This is a genomic window from Kribbella antibiotica (assembly GCF_004349055.1).
In the GTDB taxonomy this organism is placed as follows: domain Bacteria; phylum Actinomycetota; class Actinomycetes; order Propionibacteriales; family Kribbellaceae; genus Kribbella; species Kribbella antibiotica.
In genome coordinates this window covers 16,603-33,225 of the sequence record NZ_SMKX01000098.1, presented here as the reverse complement: position 1 = coordinate 33,225, position 16,623 = coordinate 16,603, and the positions used below count along the sequence as shown (strand labels likewise).

At 67.9% G+C, this 16,623-nt stretch carries 16 protein-coding genes; 8 read left to right on the top strand and 8 right to left on the bottom strand.

Annotated features, from left to right (window positions below):
• Positions 1 to 511 precede the first annotated feature (511 nt).
• The 8 genes from E1263_RS27780 to rimP all read right to left on the bottom strand — a co-directional run bounded on the left by E1263_RS27780 (position 512) and on the right by rimP (position 8,191).
• The gene (locus E1263_RS27780) at positions 512 to 904 is read right to left on the bottom strand and encodes a hypothetical protein (protein WP_132172567.1); all 393 of its coding nucleotides are present in this window, start codon (positions 902 to 904) and stop codon (positions 512 to 514) included.
• Positions 905 to 985: 81 nt separating this feature from the next.
• Positions 986 to 1,270 (bottom strand): hypothetical protein, encoded by a 285-nt coding sequence (locus tag E1263_RS27775; protein ID WP_132172565.1) that lies wholly within the window; start codon positions 1,268 to 1,270, stop codon positions 986 to 988.
• A 129-nt stretch (positions 1,271 to 1,399) separates the two neighbouring features.
• A complete protein-coding gene (gene truB, locus E1263_RS27770) occupies positions 1,400 to 2,287 on the bottom strand; it encodes a tRNA pseudouridine(55) synthase TruB (RefSeq protein WP_132172563.1) in 888 nt (295 codons plus the stop codon).
• A complete protein-coding gene (gene rbfA, locus E1263_RS27765) occupies positions 2,280 to 2,720 on the bottom strand; it encodes a 30S ribosome-binding factor RbfA (RefSeq protein WP_202869077.1) in 441 nt (146 codons plus the stop codon). Before rbfA ends, truB begins: the two co-directional genes overlap by 8 nt.
• Positions 2,721 to 2,841: 121 nt before the next feature.
• Positions 2,842 to 6,132 carry a translation initiation factor IF-2 gene (gene infB, locus E1263_RS27760; protein ID WP_132172559.1) on the bottom strand — a complete coding sequence of 1,097 codons (3,291 nt, stop codon included), beginning with the start codon at positions 6,130 to 6,132 and terminating at the stop codon, positions 2,842 to 2,844.
• 201 nt (positions 6,133 to 6,333) lie between these two features.
• Complete coding sequence (locus E1263_RS27755; protein ID WP_132172557.1) at positions 6,334 to 6,606, bottom strand: YlxR family protein; 273 nt, start codon at positions 6,604 to 6,606, stop codon at positions 6,334 to 6,336.
• A 45-nt stretch (positions 6,607 to 6,651) separates the two neighbouring features.
• Entirely contained in the window at positions 6,652 to 7,644 is a 993-nt protein-coding gene (gene nusA, locus E1263_RS27750) for a transcription termination factor NusA (RefSeq protein WP_132172555.1), read from the bottom strand.
• 1 nt (position 7,645) lies between these two features.
• Complete coding sequence (rimP, locus tag E1263_RS27745; protein ID WP_132172553.1) at positions 7,646 to 8,191, bottom strand: ribosome maturation factor RimP; 546 nt, start codon at positions 8,189 to 8,191, stop codon at positions 7,646 to 7,648.
• Between the two features lie 155 nt (positions 8,192 to 8,346).
• Here rimP and E1263_RS27740 point away from each other — a divergent pair, with 155 nt between their 5' ends.
• From E1263_RS27740 to E1263_RS27700, 8 genes are all read left to right on the top strand, one after another.
• Entirely contained in the window at positions 8,347 to 8,910 is a 564-nt protein-coding gene (locus tag E1263_RS27740) for a cell division protein FtsK (protein ID WP_132172551.1), read from the top strand.
• The gene (locus tag E1263_RS27735; protein ID WP_132172549.1) at positions 8,907 to 9,317 is read left to right on the top strand and encodes a ferritin-like domain-containing protein; all 411 of its coding nucleotides are present in this window, start codon (positions 8,907 to 8,909) and stop codon (positions 9,315 to 9,317) included. Before E1263_RS27740 ends, E1263_RS27735 begins: the two co-directional genes overlap by 4 nt.
• 320 nt (positions 9,318 to 9,637) lie before the next feature.
• Positions 9,638 to 9,991 carry a cupin domain-containing protein gene (locus tag E1263_RS27730; RefSeq protein WP_132172547.1) on the top strand — a complete coding sequence of 118 codons (354 nt, stop codon included), beginning with the start codon at positions 9,638 to 9,640 and terminating at the stop codon, positions 9,989 to 9,991.
• The gene (locus E1263_RS27725) at positions 9,984 to 11,333 is read left to right on the top strand and encodes a class I tRNA ligase family protein (RefSeq protein ID WP_132172545.1); all 1,350 of its coding nucleotides are present in this window, start codon (positions 9,984 to 9,986) and stop codon (positions 11,331 to 11,333) included. The genes E1263_RS27730 and E1263_RS27725 overlap by 8 nt, the downstream gene beginning before the upstream one ends.
• A 5-nt stretch (positions 11,334 to 11,338) precedes the next feature.
• Positions 11,339 to 13,699 carry an FAD-dependent oxidoreductase gene (locus E1263_RS43345; RefSeq protein WP_202869076.1) on the top strand — a complete coding sequence of 787 codons (2,361 nt, stop codon included), beginning with the start codon at positions 11,339 to 11,341 and terminating at the stop codon, positions 13,697 to 13,699.
• A 14-nt stretch (positions 13,700 to 13,713) separates the two neighbouring features.
• Positions 13,714 to 14,091 (top strand): avidin-fold protein, encoded by a 378-nt coding sequence (locus E1263_RS27710; protein ID WP_132172543.1) that lies wholly within the window; start codon positions 13,714 to 13,716, stop codon positions 14,089 to 14,091.
• Positions 14,084 to 15,328, top strand: coding sequence for an ATP-grasp domain-containing protein (locus tag E1263_RS27705; RefSeq protein WP_132172541.1), 1,245 nt, complete (start codon positions 14,084 to 14,086; stop codon positions 15,326 to 15,328). The genes E1263_RS27710 and E1263_RS27705 overlap by 8 nt, the downstream gene beginning before the upstream one ends.
• Positions 15,325 to 16,590 carry an MFS transporter gene (locus E1263_RS27700; RefSeq protein WP_132172539.1) on the top strand — a complete coding sequence of 422 codons (1,266 nt, stop codon included), beginning with the start codon at positions 15,325 to 15,327 and terminating at the stop codon, positions 16,588 to 16,590. The genes E1263_RS27705 and E1263_RS27700 overlap by 4 nt, the downstream gene beginning before the upstream one ends.
• Positions 16,591 to 16,623 lie beyond the last annotated feature (33 nt).

The following is a 16,623-nucleotide window of genomic DNA, read 5'->3' as shown; positions in this document are numbered from 1 at the left end:
CAGGGGCACGCTCTGTCCCCAAGACTCACAGGTCCAGGTAATAGAAGTGCTCACCCACCAGCGGCTTACCAGTCCGAGTCTGCCCGACGGGCGACCCGATAACTCTTATTAGGTAATTACTTGTTCAAGCCCACCACCCAGCCGACAGACCCCCGACGAGTGGACAGCGCCGCGACGAAAAGTGGCAACCAGCGCGGCAGCCGGGGGTCAGCCGGGCACGGCAGCACCCCACGCCTCCTTGCCAGCGCCTTTCACCACAGCGGCGGGTCACGTTCAAGGCATCCCCACAACCGGCCGCAACCATAGCGAGCACCTCAATCGGCGCGAGCGCGATCACCGACCTCGCCAGTACCTCAACCCCGCGCCGGGCCCAGCCAAGCTCTTTATGTAACGCGGCCGCCGCGGCGACCAGCCACAGACAACGTGCCCGGCTTGTCCGGAGCGTCGATCAACCACACACCCGCCATACCAGAATCGACCCCGAGCCGAACCGGCCGATCAGCGCGCAGGCTCAGCAGCCTCGCGGGCACTGCAGCGAGGCGATCAGGGTGACTTTCGTGACCTTGGCGCGGCCGTTCGTCCACGTGGTGAACAGGGTGCCGGGCTCGAAGGTGACGAGCTGGGGACCGTCGGCGTTGACCGAGGCACGATACGCACCGGACTCGACCTTGGTCACGCGGTAGATCGCGACATCAAGTGAGCCGTGCCCGGTGAAACACAGCGGGGCGGACGGATGGTCGTCACTGAACACCCGGAAGTAGTCGCCGTTCCCACGGCAGACGTTGTCGTCGTACATGCGCTGAACACCAGCAGCCGAAGCAGTCTGGACGCCAGCGAAGCCAACGCCGGCAGCAACCACACCGGCAAGCAGGACTCGGAGTTTGCGGGAAAGCACAGAGATCACCTCAGAAAGGTCGGGGCGGACCCACATCCTGCGATGCGTCCCTGACCGCCGTTCGCCCCTCGTCCGATTCCGGCCAAATCCCTAGTGAAAACTGCCCCACAACCTGTGGCTGGCCACCACCATCCCAACCGCCAGCACGCTAACCACCGCCTGCCCCACATGCGCCACCCCGGCGGCGGGCGCCAGCACATACACCGCGTACCCGTTGGCCAGCGCATCCGCGATCAGCGCGGTGAAGAAACCACCGAGCCAGCCGGGGTAGTCGGCATAGGCGTCGAGGCCGTGCCGCAGCAGGTCGTACGCGTGCACGATCGTTCCATACGCGAACACCGCCACCGCTGCTATCCGCACCGCTCGCTCCCCCACACCAACAAGGCTACGAGGCGGACCGCCACCACTGACCAACTCGTCTTCAGAGCGCCTCAGGTGACCCAGCTGAGCGTGAGCTCAGCGTGCCACCGAAGGTTAGACAGTGGCAGCGGTCCGCTGCGGGAGCTAGCCGACGAAGACGGCGGTGGGTTTGGCCAACGGGCCATGCGGTTCATACAAGGCCAGGAAGGTGCCCGTCGGATCGAACATGGCGGTTTGGCCGTCGGGGAGGTTGAGGCCTGGGAGGGGCCGGCCGGTGCGGATGGCGGCGGCTTGGTCGAGGTCGGCGTCGTAGCGGGGGAAGGTTCCGGCGGCCACGTCGGCGATGGGGAGCCAGGCGAAGTCTTCGGCGAGGGCCTCGAGGGTGTGGGCCGCCGACAGGTCGAAGGCACCCACGCGAGTACGGCGCAATGCCGTCAAGTGGCCGCCGACACCGAGATCGGCGCCTAGGTCGCGGGCCAGCGCGCGGATGTACGTGCCGCTGGAGCAGTCGACGGAGATGTCGAGGTCGATCCACGACTCCGACACCCTGATGTCGAGGATGTCGTAGCGGGAGACCGTCACCGTGCGGGCCTTCAGCACGACCTCTTCGCCGGCCCGGACGCGTTCGTACGCGCGCTTGCCGTCGACCTTGATCGCCGAGACCGCGGACGGGATCTGCGAGATCTCGCCTCGATAAGCCTCAGCCGCCGACGAGATCGCCGCCGCGGTGACACCGGCGACCGGTGCCGTCGAGACGATCTCGCCCTCGGCGTCGTCGGTGGTCGTGACGGCGCCCAGACGGATCGTGGCGTCGTACGACTTGTCGGCGAGCTGGAGGTGGCCCAGCAGGCGGGTGGCGCGGTTGATGCCGGCGACGAGAACGCCGGTCGCCATCGGATCCAGCGTGCCGGCATGCCCCACATTGCGGGTGCCTGCCAGCCGCCGGATCCGGGCGACGACCGTGTGCGACGTCATCCCGGCCGGCTTGTCCACCACGACGATGCCGTCCGAGGACGGCGTGAAGTCAGACAACCTCGTCCTCGTCGTCTTCGTCCTTCTTCTTGTACGGGTCGGCGTCGCCGGCGGGCTTGGCGCCGGCAGCGGCCTGGGCCACCTTGGCGTCGGCCTGGCGGGCCTTGTACAGCAATTCCTCGATCTGGCCGGCGGTCTCCGGGATCGAGTCCAGGTAGAACGCCAGGCTCGGCGCGCGGCGCAGGCCGAGTGCCTTGCCGACCTCGCTGCGGATCAGCCCGCGGGCCGACTCCAGCGCTGCCGCCGTGGAGGCGCGCTCCTGCTCGCCGCCGTACACCGTGTAGAAGACGCTCGCTTCGCCAAGGTCGGCGGTCAGCTTCGCGTCCGTCACCGTGACGAAACCGAGTCGCGGGTCCTTGACCCGGCGCTCCAGCAGCTCCGCGACCAGGACCTGGATCCGGTCGGCCAGCTGCTTCGCCCTTGCTTCACCCATCAGGGCTCACTCCCTCTGTGTTCCAACGTCAAATCATGCAACTGCGCCGATCATGCAAAGGGTCCGGAGCGGCGGGTGGTCGAACCCCGCCACTCCGGACCTTATTAGAGCAGTACTGCGATCAGCTGCGCGGCTTCTCGCGGAGCTCGAACGACTCCACGACATCGCCGATCTTGATGTCGTTGTAGTTGTTCACGGTCAGACCACACTCGAAGCCCTCGCGGACCTCGGACGCGTCGTCCTTGAACCTCTTCAGCGACGACAGTTCGCCGTTCTCCACCACGACCGCGCCGTCCCGGATCAACCGGATCTTGGCGTTGCGGCGGATCAGGCCACTGGTGACCCAGCAACCGGCGATGTTTCCGACCTTCGACGAGCGGAAGATCTCGCGGATCTCCGCCTGGCCCAGCACGACCTCTTCGTAGATCGGCTTGAGCATGCCCTTCAGGGCCGCCTCGATGTCGTCGATCGCTGCGTAGATCACCGAGTAGTGCCGGATGTCGACGCCCTCGCGCTCGGCCACGTCTCCGGCCTTGCCCGCCGGCCGCACGTTGAAGCCGATGATGACGGCGTTCGACGCGATGGCCAGGTTGACGTCGTTCTCGTTGATCGCACCGACACCACGGTCGATGACGCGCAGGTTGACCTCGTCGCCGACCTCGATCCGGACCAGGGCGTCTTCCAGTGCCTCGACCGAACCGGACACGTCGCCCTTGAGGATGAGCAGCAGTTCCTGCGTCTCGCCCTTCTCCATCGAGGCCATGAAGTCCTCGAGGGTCCGGCGCGCACGACGCTTGGCGTTGGCGGCCGCACGAGCCCGGGCTTCCCGCTTCTCAGCGATCTGCCGGGCCATCCGGTCGTCGTCCACCACCAGGAACTTGTCACCCGCACCAGGTACGGCGGTCAGACCCAGCACGATCACCGGACGCGACGGCAAGGCCTCGCTGACCGGGTCGCCGTGCTCGTCGAGCATGGCCCGGACCCGGCCGTACGCCGGTCCCGCGACCATCGAGTCGCCGACCCGCAGCGTTCCGCGCTGAACCAGCACGGTCGCCACCGGACCACGGCCCTTGTCGAGGTTGGCCTCGATCGCGATGCCCTGGGCCGGCATGTTCGGGTTCGCCCGCAGGTCCAGTGCCGCGTCCGCGGTCAGTACGACGCCCTCGAGCAGGCCGTCGATGTTGATCCGCGCCTTGGCCGAGACGTCGACGAACATGGTGTCGCCGCCGTACTCCTCGGGAACCAGGCCGTACTCGGTCAGCTGACCGCGCACCTTGGTCGGGTCCGCCGCCGGGACGTCGATCTTGTTCACCGCGACCACGATCGGCACACCGGCCGCGCGGGCGTGGTTCAGGGCCTCGATCGTCTGCGGCATCACGCCGTCGTCGGCCGCGACCACCAGGATGACGATGTCGGTGGCCTGCGCACCACGAGCACGCATGGCGGTGAACGCCTCGTGACCCGGGGTGTCGACGAAGGTGATGGCGCGCTCGACGCCGTCGACCGTGGTGGTGACCTGGTAGGCACCGATGTGCTGGGTGATGCCACCGGCTTCCTTGGCCACGACGTTCGCTTCGCGGACCGCGTCCAGAAGCTTGGTCTTACCGTGGTCGACGTGACCCATGACGGTGACAACCGGCGGCCGCTTGACCAGGTCGTCGTCGCCACCGTCGTTCGAACCGAAGTCGATGTCGAACGACTGGAGCAGCTCGCGGTCCTCGTCTTCCGGAGACACGACCTGAACGTCGTAGTTCAGCTCGGTGCCCAGCAGCTGCAGGACCTCTTCGTTGACCGACTGGGTCGCCGTCAGCATCTCGCCCAGGTGGAACAGAACCTGGACCAGCGATGCCGGGTCGACGCCGACCTTCTCGGCGAAGTCCGTCAGCGACGCACCACGGGCAAGACGGACAACCTCGCCGTCACCGTGCCGGACGCGGACACCGCCGACCGCGGGAGCCTGCATGTTGTCGAATTCCTGGCGCTTGGCGCGCTTCGACTTGCGTCCACGACGCGCCGGACCGCCCGGACGCCCGAAGGCACCCTGCGTTCCGCCACGACCCCGGTTGCCCGGGCCGGGACGGCCACCGCCGCCACCACCGGGAGGGCCGCTCGGGCCGCCGCCGGGACGGAAACCGCCGCCACCGCCGCCACCCGGACGTGCACCGGCACTCGGTCCACCCGGACCGCCGCCGCCACCGGGACGACCACGACCACCAGCGCCACCGCCGCCACCAGGGCCGCCACCGGGGCCCGAGGGGCGACCGGTGAAGGTACCGGCCGAGGACTTCGGCATCATCGCCGGGTTCGGGCGCGGAGCACCCGGTACGCCGCCGGAGCGCTGCGGACGGTCGGAACCGCCACGACCGCTGTCGCGGCCACCTTCACGTGCTGCCGGCGGACGCGGAGCCATTCCGGCCGGGCTCGGTGCACCCGGAGCGGCCTGACCTGCGCCAGCACCCTGGCCGCCGCCCTGGCCACCCGGGCCCGGACGTGCGCCACCGCGCTGCATGCCTTGCGTAGAACTGAACGGGTTGTTGCCCGGACGCGGTGCACCCGGACGCGGGCCACCACCCTGGCCACCCGGACGCTGGTTGCCACCGGGCCGCGGTGCACCCGGACGCGGCGCGGAGCCACCCGGACGCGGTGCAGAACCCGGACGCGCAGCACCCTGGCCACCGGCCGGAGCAGCTGCACCCTGACCAGCGGAGGTCGGGGCAGCGGGGGTCTGGCCACCGGAGCTCTGACCACCCGGGCGCGGGCCCGGACGGACCGGAGCGTCGCCGGCCGGACGCGGGGCCGCCGGAGCGGCCGGTGCGGCAGCCTCGGGGGCCGGAGCCGCCTTGGCAGCCGGAGCCTCGAACGACGGCGTGGCCGGGGAGGCCTCAACCTTCACTGCGGGGGCAACCGGAGTCTCGACCGGGGCCGCCGGAGCGGGGGTCTCGACAGGTGCGGCCGGGGTCTCGGCGCGCGGACCCGGCTTCGGGCCCGGGCGCGGACCCGGCTTGATACCCGGCGTCGCAGCCTTGGCGGCCGGAGCCACCGGGGCAGGCGCGGCCGACTCGGCGACCGGGGCCTGCGCCACCGGTGCGGGAGCCGACTCGGCGACGGGCGCCGGGGCCGGAACAGCAGCCGGGCTGGACGCAGCCGGCTCGGACTGTGATGCTGCCTGCTCGGCGGGGGCGACCGGAGCGGTCGCCTGCGGCGCGGCAGACGTGCTGGCGGCAGCCTTACTGGCTGCGCGCTTCTTCGGCGGGTTCTTCTCGAACTCCTCCGCCAACCGGCGGACAACCGGCGCCTCGATGGTCGAGGATGCCGATCGGACGAACTCACCCATGTCGTTCAGCCTGGTCAGAACGACCTTGCTGGTTACTCCGAGCTCTTTTGCGAGCTCGTAGACTCGGACCTTTGCCACTGCACTCCTTCTGGTCCGAGCCTGGGGCCACGGACCGTTATCTGACGTACATGCTCATCGCATTGCACTCATCGCTGTGTATCCATCACTTGTGGACACTCATCGAGTAGTCATGAGTCGATGACCCGCCTTCATGTCGGTCACGGCGGTCCGGTCGGACCGCCGCCGACGGCCTGCCGGCCGCCACGGTTTACTGCTTGATTATTGCTTGCCGCCGATATGGTCGCGCAGCCCGGTCGCCTCCAGCGGCCCTGGGACCTTGAAGGCCCGCGGGAACGCCTTGCGCCGGACAGCGAGCTCGAAGCACTCGATCGTGGGGTGCACATGCGCCCCACGGCCAGGTGCCCGACGCTCGGGATCCGGGAGGACAAGCCCTCCGGACACCGTCATCCGCAGCAGATCTGTCGGACTGGATCGCTTCCGGCACCCGATACAGGTGCGCTCCCGAATCTTGCCAGGACGCGCGTCTGTCACTTCTTCCTCAGGGTGTGGAGGCAACTCAGTCGACCGACCGAGAGATCAGTCTACCTTCTTGTCCTCACCAGTCACATCGGTATCCGGCCGGATGTCGATCCGCCAGCCCGTGAGCCGGGCCGCGAGCCGCGCGTTCTGGCCCTCTTTGCCGATCGCGAGAGACAACTGATAGTCCGGTACGACGACCCGCGCGGCGCGAGCAGCGGCGTCGACGACCTCTACCGACGTGACCTGCGCCGGGGACAACGCATTCCCGACGAAGGTGGCCGGGTCGTCGCTGTGGTCGATGATGTCGATCTTCTCGCCGTGCAGTTCGTGCATGATGTTGCGCACCCGCTGACCCATCGGGCCGATGCAGGCACCCTTCCCGTTCACCGACGGGTTCAGGGTCCGGACGGCGATCTTGGTCCGGTGACCGGCCTCGCGGGCGATCGCGGTGATCTCGACGGTGCCGTCGGCGACCTCCGGGACCTCCAGCGCGAACAGCTTCTTGATCAGGTTCGGGTGCGTCCGGCTGACCGTGATCTGCGGGCCCTTGAAACCCTTGCGGACACCGACCACGTAGACGCGCAGGCGGGAACCGTGCTCGTACTTCTCCCCCGGCACCTGCTCCGGCGCCGGCAGCACGGCCTCGATCTTGCCGAGGTCGACCATCACCGAGCGCGGGTCCCGGCCCTGCTGGACCACGCCGGAGACGATGTCGCCCTCCTTGCCGGAGAACTCGCCGTACCGGACGTCGTCCTCGGCGTCGCGCAGCCGCTGCAGGATGATCTGCTTGGCCGTGGTGGCGGCGATCCGGCCGAAGTCGCTCGGGGTGTCGTCGAACTCGCGGAGCAGCGTGCCGTCCTCGTCGAGCTCGCGGGCCATCACCGACACGTGCCCGGTCTTGCGGTCCAGCTCCGCCCGCGCGTGCTGGTGCGCGCCCTCGGTGCGGTGGTAGGCCACCAGCAGCGCCGCCTCGATCGCATCGGCCACGATCTCGAGGGAGATGTCCTTCTCCCGTTCGAGTGCCCGCAGGACGGCCATGTCGATATCCATGTCAGTTCTCCTCCACCGTGTCGTCGTCGAGGGTCTCGTCGTCGACAGGTGATTCAGTCTCGTCAGTGTCGTTGCCGGCGGGCCGGTTGAACTCGATCTGGACCTTGGCCTTCTCCACGTCGCTGTAGACGACGGTCCGGTGCTGGCCCTTGACGTCCAGTTCGGCCGCCTCCTCGGAGGCGGACTCGATTCGGCCGGTCAGCTTGTGCCCGCTGTGCAGCGTGACCGCGACCAGGCGGGTGACGTTGCGGCGCCAGTGGCGCGGCAACGTGAGCGGCCGGTCGATACCCGGGCTGGAGACCTCCAGCGTGTAGGCGCCGTTCCCCATGATCTCGTCCGCATCCAGCGCCTTGGAGATGGCGCGGGTGACCTCCGCGATGTCGTCGAGGTTGATCCCGCCGTCGCGGTCGACCAGCACCCGCAGCAACCGGCGCTTGCCGGCGGGGGCGAGGTCGACGGACTCCAGGTCGCAGCCGAACTGCGCCACGATCGTCTGGAGGAAGTTTTCGAGGCTCGTGGTGTCCGTGTGGTCAGTCTTTCGGCTCACAGGTAGACCTGCCTCTCTTTGGAGTTGTGCGCCCGTACGTGCCCCCGGCGGTCCGGCCGAGAGCAGTAGCCCACCTTATCGGGCTTCTGAGGGTGCTCACGTCACCGCCTCGTCACAGTGCCGGTGACAGACCGGTCACCGGGTAGGGTTCCGGGGTGCCGAACGAACCCCTCCGGTTGTCACGCCGCGTCGCGCTGCAGTCCACTGCCATCGCCACGGGCGCCGTACTGATGTCTGGAGTGCTGGCCGGCTGCAAGGACGACCAGGCAGGCTCCGGTACGCCGGGAGCCGTCGACCCGGGGTCCGGCAAGACCGTGCCCGAGAACACTCCGACCGTGGATCCTGCGGTCGTGGCGGCGCTCAGCAGCGCAGCTGGAGTGGTGAGCTCGCTGGCTGCTCAATACACCCTGGTCGGCACGAAGTACCCGGCACTGAAGCCCAAGCTCGCGGCGGCAGCGAAGTTCCACGCCGGCCACCTGGCCAAGCTCCAGGAGACCGCCGGTGTGACCGTGCCCAAGGCGCCTCCCGTGCCGGGGACAGGTTCGGCAAGCGGCGCTCTGGCGTCGCTGGCTCAGCAGGAGAAGGCAGCGTCGATCGCCCACGCGGCGGCAGCGGCGAAGGTGTCCGGACCGGCGGCCCGGTTGCTCGCGATGATCGCGGCCTCCGAGGTGCAGCTCGGTTCAACCCTGGTTCCGACCAAGAAGGCGGCCTCGTCATGACCGAGCTCGAGGCACTGCAGGCCGCGCTGGCCGGCGAGCACGCAGCCCTGTACGGCGTGGGTGTGGCCGGCGGGAAGTTGAGCGGCGCCAAGTTCAACGCGGCGTCCGATGCGTTCGACCGGCATCGTGACAACCGCGACAAGCTGAGCGCGCTGATCACAGCCGCCAACGAGACTCCGGTCGCCGCCGAACCGGCGTACGACCTGCCGCAGCCGGTCACGAACGCGGCCAGTGCCGCCGCCCTGATCGTTGGCATCGAGCGCCGCCTGGCCGCTGTGTACGGCGATCTGATCGAGGCGGCCGAGCAGCCGGCCGTCCGGCAGTTGGGGATCGACCAACTGCTGGCGACTGCCTCCGCGCAGGTCGTCTGGGGCGGCGCGCCGGTCGCCCTGCCCGGCGCCGTTTAGATCCGCTGGGTGACGGCCCGGACACGTTCCGGCGCCAATTGCGGACTGCAACGAAGGAATTCCGGCAGAGTTACGGATTGACCGGAAATTCATTGCCCATTCCCCTTTACTCGCAGGGCTGCCTTACCTATATTTTCGGCCACGGAGACTGGGGGGTCACCGAGGTTCCAGGCCGACCGCGTTGGTGGCGCAGGTCGCGAAGGTCCGGCGCGTTCTGAGCGCCTTGTTCCGTACGTTCGATATCCACGTGCCTGCATTGTGACGGGGCATTTCAACTTCTTCGGTCCTGCTCGCGGCAGGATCATGGAGGGTGGCGAAGCATGCGTACATTCGACCTGCGTACCGGCGAAGACCAGTTCGTGAAAGACCTGCGAGTGGTCCGCTGGGAGCAATATGCACTGGATCGGGAAGTCCCCTTCCAGGCGATGTGGTACTCCGTTCCACCCGGTTCGGAGAGCCCGCTCGACCAGCACCCCGAGCTCGAACTCTCTCTCGTCGTCGCCGGTACGGCGCATGTCCTGTCCGGCGGCGAAGAGCATGAAATCCAGCAGGGCAACGCGTTCCTGCTGTCGAGCACCGAACAACACGTCGTACAGAACCGGTCGGACTCGGTCGAACTGACCGTGTTCAGCGCGTACTGGATGCCCTTGGCCGGTGACCACGGCGATGAGTGACGAGATCAGCGTCTTCACGTTTCCGCAGCCGACCGTCAACGGTCCACTGCACGTCGGTCACCTCTCGGGCCCCTATCTGGCCGCCGACCTCGCAGCTCGGGCGGCCAGGGCGCGCGGCGAACATGTCCTGGTCACCAGTGGCCTCGACGTCCACCAGAACTACGTCCTGGCCAGAGCCGAGAACGAAGGCCTGGATCCACAGGCGATGACCAAGGACTTCCGCGACGACATCCTCGAGACCTACGACCGGGCCCGAATCGGCTATGACCGATTCACCGATCCGCTCGAGGACAGCCATGCCCCAGTGATCCGGCAACTGCTCAACCACCTGGTCGATTCCGGGGCGGCTCCGCTGCGCGAGATCACGATGTACACCTGCGGCGACTGCAATCGCACTCTGCACGACGCGTACCTCAGTGGCCGCTGCGGCGAGTGCGAGGGACCGGCGGCCGGCGGCGCCTGCGAGGTGTGCGGCACGTTCAACCACGTCGAGATCATGATCGATCCCTGCTGCGGCCGCTGCGGCGGCGAACCCCGCCCGTTCCAGGTCACCGTGCCGGTCCTGCGGCTGGAGGACTATCGCGCATCGCTCACGGAGACCTGGATCCGGGCCGAGTTGCCACCAGAGGTCCGTGGCCTTGTCGAGCGCATCCGGCGCGCCGGGCTGCCCGAGATCCCGCTCGCCTTCCCGACGGACTGGGGTATCGAGTGCGACGGCGCACTGACCGGACTGCGGGTCGGGGCGTACACCGAGGTTGCCCTGACCGACCTGTACGGCATCGCCCGGGCGGTCGATCCCGAGGCCGCCGATGTCGCCGGTTATCTGCACGCCATCGGCCGGGTCAGCCGGCTCTGGCATTTCCTCGGGCTCGACAACGCTTTCGCGTACGCCGTGCACTGGCCGGCCGTGTGGGCTGCCGCCGGGATTGATCGGTCGCCGCTGGCCGGACTCGTTGTCAACGAGTTCTACACCTTCGAGGGCGCGAAATTCTCGACCAGCCGGAATCATGGAATCACAGCGTCGGAATTACTTCGCACGTGCGATCCCTCAATCGTGCGCTTGTTTCTGGCCTGGGATCGTCCGGACCGCTTCCAGAGCGATTTCGTGCAGCATTCTTTCGACGCTTTCGCCGAGTACGCCGAGCCGCTCCTCGCGGGGGTCCGCCAGGCCTCCGAACCGCTCGATCCGGCGCTTGCTGCGATTGAACTGGCCCGCGGTGAGGCGGCACTGCGGCCGAGCGGATTCGACCCGCCCTTGGCTGCTCGGTGCTTGCTCACGTTGCTGGCCGGCGGAGTCCACAACACGGGCTCGCTCCGCGCCGTACTGACTGGGCTGGGGTGAGCCCGATGCGCATCGGAGTCATCGGTGCGGGTATCGCTGGGGCGCTGCTGGCTTGGCGGCTGAGCAGCCAGGCCTCCGTCGACCTCATCACCGGCGTGCCCGGCACAGACGCCACGGCAGCCTCAGGCGGCGGGGTCCGCGGGTTCGAGACCCATCCGCTCCAGCGCAGGCTGGCCATCGAGAGCCTGTCCGAGCTCCTCGGCACACTCCACGACCAGGCGGCGTACACCGAGACCGGGTGCACCTACCTACTCCCCTCGTACGACGGTCTGGCAGCGGCCGTGGCCGAGGTCGAGCACGCTCATCCGGGGTCGACCATGGTGCTCGACCGCACTGAGCTGCGTCAGCGCGGTTGGCACGGTCTGCCCGAAGGCACCGTCGGCGTCTGCGAGCAGAAGGCCGGCTTCATCGACCCCGACCGACTCCGCCGTACCGTCGTCCGGCGCCTGGCGACCGGCCGCACCAGCCGGGTCGTCACCGGACCTGTCCTGCGGCTGCTCCCCCACTCCGACGGATCGGTCGCATGCCGGCTCCCCGGCCGCACCGAGCAGTACGACGCGGTGGTGGTTGCTGCAGGCGCGTGGACCTCGGCCTTCATGACCGAAAACCACCTGATCGACCACAGCAAGACCAAGTCGATCCAGATCGCTCTCTACACCGTGGACGGCGCGCTGCCGACCATGTTCATCGACGAGACCAGCGACCTGTTCGGGCGGCCGACGGCAGACGGCCGGCTGCTCCTCGGGGTCGACACGCAGCGCTGGTCGGTTCCTCCCGGCAGCAGTGCGCCGCTCCCGGACCTGGCCGCCGAGGCCGTCCGGATCGCCGCCGAACGGCTGCCACACCTCAAGTTGTCGGCGCCTGACCACCTGGTCAGCACGGCCGATAGTTATGCCGATCCGCCGGTACTGACCCTTTGGCCAGTACCTGGCGGGACGCATCGGCTCTACACCTTCACCGGTGGGTCCGGGGGCAGCGTGAAAACCGCGCTGGCCGCAAGCCGGGCCGCGGCGAGCGAACTGCTCGCCGCCGGTGGATCCAGGAACTCCACTTCGCGGACGGAGAACAAGCGCATGACGATCACCGAACGAGGCCTGCACACCACGCAGCTAACGACGCCCCGCTACCACACCGTAGGTATCGGGGCCGGACCATCCAACCTGTCTCTGGCGGCGCTCTACAAGAACGTCACCAGTGAGCGGCTTGCGCTGTTCGACTCCCGGCCGGGCACCGGCTGGCACACCCCACTGCTCTACCCCGGAGTGCGGATGCAGACGGGCTGGATGAAAGACCTGGTCTCCCTGGTCGACCCCCGCCACGAGCTGACGTTCCTGAACTACCTGGTCACGTCCGGACGGCTCTATGCGCTGATCAACTCCCAGTTCGACTCGCTCCCCCGGATCGAGTACGAGCGCTACCTGACCTGGGCCACCGAGCGCCTCGGCGTGGTGAACTTCGGCTCCCAGGTGGACTCGATCTCGATCACCGACGACGGCTTCGAAATCAGCGTCGACGGGATGCCGGTAGCACTGTCCGAACACCTGGTGCTCGGACTCGGGACGCGGGCCGTGCGTCCGGCGTACCTGAGTGGTCTGCCGGCTGAGCGCGCCTTCATCGCGGACGAGCTCGGCCAGCGCCTCGCCACGCTGGACCGCACCGCACCGACCGCAGTGGTCGGTGGCGGCCAGACCGGTCTGGAGTCCGTACTGCGCCTGCTCGGCTCGGGGTTCACCGACGTGAAGTGGATCGGCCGGAACCAGTGGTTCCGCAGCATCGACGACTCCCCGATGGCCAACGAGCTCTACCGGCCGTCGCACATCGAGTACCTGCAGGGCCTGAACCGCGACACCCGCCGGCAGATGATCGACGACTCGCGCTACAGCGGTGACGCGATCACCCCGGGCGGCCTGCGGGCGCTCTACCAGTCCAACTACGACGGCTTCCTTTCACTCGGCCAGTTCCCCGTCACGCTGCTGCCCGGCCGCGATGTCCGTACGACGGACCTGCTGTCCGACGGCAATATTCGGCTGTGCTGCTCGACGTCCACCCTGCCGGAGGAGCACGTCGTCCGGCAGATCGTCGTCGCCGCCGGTCGTGAGCACGTGAAGGCGCCGCTCGACGACGAACTGCGGGAGCGGATCGAGACCGACGACGACGGCCACGCGATCGTCGAGTCGGACTACTCGGTGCGCTGGAAGGGCATGAACGGGCACAAGATCTTCACGTTCAACGCGAGCCGGTACAGCCATGGCCTGACGAACGCCGGGCTCACGCAACTGCCGGTGCGGGCTGCAATCGTGCTCAACTCCATGTTCGAGCGCGAGATCTACCCGATCTCCGATGATGTCTGCGCGGTGCACTGGTGATCGCGGCCCAAATAGTGACCGGGTCAGAGCCCGTCTTCCCAGACGTCGACGGCCTATGGTTCCGGCTCGACGGCGACGAGCCGGCGAGCGAAGCGCCGTACGGGCAGTATCACCGTGAGGACAACGTGATCTGGGCGGAGTTCTACGCCGGTGGCACGTTGCGGACCGGCCGGCTCGTCGGGCAGTTGCGCACGGACGGCACGTTCGACGCGTCGTACTGCCTGCTCACCGAGACCGGTGAACTGATCAGCGGCGCCTGCCACAGCGTCCCGGAGTTCGATGCCCAGGGCAACATCGTGATCTCCGACCATTTCCAGCGGGCCGACGGCAGCAGCGGGGTCAGCCGGATCCGGCAGATCCCTGGTCCTCTCAGGGAGGTACGAAATGTCTGACAAGCCCCATTTGCTGGTGGTTGCCACCGGCATGCGGTTGTTCCGCGAGTACATCCTGCGGTCGATCGCGCCGCAGTACCGGCTGCACATGTTCCTGCACAGCGAGCCGACCTGGGAGCAGGAATACCTGGACGGCTGGACGGTGCTGGAGAGCACGCTCGACGCCGACGCGCTGGTCGCAGCGGCGACGAAGCTGCACACCGACGACCCGATTGACGGCGTGCTCTGCTGGGACGAGGCTCGCATCCTACAGACCGCCCACATCGCCGAGGCGCTCGGTCTGCCGGGCGGCGACGTCGCCATGATCAACCGGTGCCGCGACAAACACCTCACCCGTACGGCGCTCGCCGAGCACGGGGTTCCGCAGCCGAAGTCGGTGCTGGTGAACTCCGTGGACGAGGCGCTGACCACGGCGTCGGAGTTCGGCTATCCGGTGATCCTCAAGCCACGAGCTCTCGCCGCTAGCCTCGGTGTGGTCAAGGTGAACGATCCCGCCGAGCTCCGGGAGAACTGGGCTTTTGCCCACGACACGACCGTGCCCGAGGCGCCGCACTACGACGTCAACGTGCTGGTCGAAGAGTTCGCCGATGGCTACGAGATCAGCATCGACGCCGCGATCTTCCACGGCCAGGTGACACCGTTCTGCCTTGCTCGTAAGGAGATCGGCTACCCGCCGTACGCGGAGGAAATCGGGCACTTCGTCGATGCGGCCGACCCGCTGCTCGCCGATGGGCAACTGCAGCAGGTGCTCGTCGATGCGCACAAGGCGATCGCGTTCACCGACGGTGTCACGCACACCGAGATCATGATGACGGCCGATGGCCCGAAGGTGATCGAGATCAACGCCCGGATCGGCGGCGACCTGATCCCGTATCTCGGGCTGCAGGCAACCGGCGCTGACCCGGGACTGGCCGCTGCTGCGGTCGCGTGTGGCCGGCAGCCCGATGTGAAGCCGGACCGGACGCTGGTCGGCGGGGTGCGGTTCTTCTACGTCGATGAGAACGACACCGTGCTCGATTCGGTCGCGTTCGATCCGATTGATGCGCCGGAGATCGACCAGCTCGTCGTACTGATGGAGGCCGGACAGACGACCAGTCCCCCGCCGGACGGCACGTTGTGGGGCCGGATCGCTTATGCGACCACCGTCTCCGGCTCGATCGCGGAGAGCCGGGCCGGGCTGGACGCGGCCGAAGGTGCGCTGCGTTGGAGTGGACATCCCAAGGAGCCTGCGCAATGAGTGCTGTAGAAGAGCAGAGCACCGGCATCTGGGAGACCATCCGGGAGGCGCCGGCGCCGGTGAAGGCGTTGCTGGTCGGCGTCTTCGTGAACAAGCTCGGCTGGTTCCTGCAGGTCTTCCTGGTGCTGTTCCTGACCACGTCGAAGGGCTTCTCGCCGGTCCAGGCCGGTACGGCGCTCGGCGTGTACGGCGCTGGGTCGGTGATCGGCCTGATCATCGGCGGCTCGTTGACGGACCGGGTCGGTCCGCGGGCCGCAGTGATGATCAGCATGTTCGGGATGGCCGGTTTCGTGCTGGCGATCGCTTATGTGCCGAGCTATGCGGCGATCATCGTCGTGATCGCGCTGGCCGGCGCGGTCGGGCAGTTCTACCGGCCGGCCTCGGCAGCATTGCTGACCGAACTGACGCCACAGAACCGTCAGGTGATGACGTTCGCGATCTACCGGCTGGCGATGAACCTCGGTACGACGGCCGCGCCGCTCATCGGTGCCGCGCTCGTTGCGGTGTCGTGGAACCTGCTGTTCATCGGTGAGGCGCTGGCTGCTCTCGCCTATGCGGCGGTGGCGATCGTCGCGTTGCCGGGCCGTAAGAAGGCTACCCCGGCGGAGGACGGTACGCCGGCGGCACCCGAGCCCAAGGGCAGCTATCTGGCTGTCCTGCGGGATCACAAGTACGTGCTGTTCCTCCTGTGCATGTTCATCAACGCGGCGATCTACATGCAGTACCTCGCCGTGCTGCCGCTGCACATGAAGGCCGACGGATTCTCGACGTGGTGGTACGGCGCGATGGTCGCGCTGAACGGCTTCATCGTGATCACCTGCGAGTTGCTGGTGACGAAGGTCGTCCAGCACAAACCGGCCCGGCAGGTCGCCGTGCTCGGCTTCGTCCTGCTCGGCGGCGGGCTCGCGTTCTACGCACTGCCCGGCGGGCTGGCGATCTTCGTGATCGGCACGCTGCTGTGGACCCTGGCCGAGATCATCGGCGGGCCGACCATGTTCGCCTATCCCGGCATGGCCGCCCCGAAGCCGTTGCTCGGCCGGTACGTCGGCGGTGCGCACGCGATGTTCGGTCTCGGCTCCGCGCTCGGCCCGTTCCTCGGGGTCTTTGTGTGGAACAGCGTCGGGGCACAGGTGTGGCTATGGTGCGGCGTGCTCGGTGCGGTCGGGCTCGTGCTCGCGTACTTCGGAATGGCACCTGCTCGCACTGAAGAAGCTACCGAACTGGCACCGATCGCCGAAGTTGCGGAGGGAGGACAGGCATGAGTGAGCGCAGCGAACGAACAAAAGATGGAGCTG

What these genes read in the sequence shown, in the direction of transcription:
- rbfA (WP_202869077.1), bottom strand. Translation starts at nt 2,720, where the DNA reads ATGGGTGAAGCAAGGGCGAAGCAGCTGGCCGACCGGATCCAGGTCCTG.
- nusA (WP_132172555.1), bottom strand. Translation starts at nt 7,644, where the DNA reads ATGGATATCGACATGGCCGTCCTGCGGGCACTCGAACGGGAGAAGGAC.
- E1263_RS27735 (WP_132172549.1), top strand. Translation starts at nt 8,907, where the DNA reads ATGACCGAGCTCGAGGCACTGCAGGCCGCGCTGGCCGGCGAGCACGCA.
- E1263_RS27730 (WP_132172547.1), top strand. Translation starts at nt 9,638, where the DNA reads ATGCGTACATTCGACCTGCGTACCGGCGAAGACCAGTTCGTGAAAGAC.
- E1263_RS27725 (WP_132172545.1), top strand. Translation starts at nt 9,984, where the DNA reads ATGAGTGACGAGATCAGCGTCTTCACGTTTCCGCAGCCGACCGTCAAC.
- E1263_RS43345 (WP_202869076.1), top strand. Translation starts at nt 11,339, where the DNA reads ATGCGCATCGGAGTCATCGGTGCGGGTATCGCTGGGGCGCTGCTGGCT.
- E1263_RS27705 (WP_132172541.1), top strand. Translation starts at nt 14,084, where the DNA reads ATGTCTGACAAGCCCCATTTGCTGGTGGTTGCCACCGGCATGCGGTTG.
- E1263_RS27700 (WP_132172539.1), top strand. Translation starts at nt 15,325, where the DNA reads ATGAGTGCTGTAGAAGAGCAGAGCACCGGCATCTGGGAGACCATCCGG.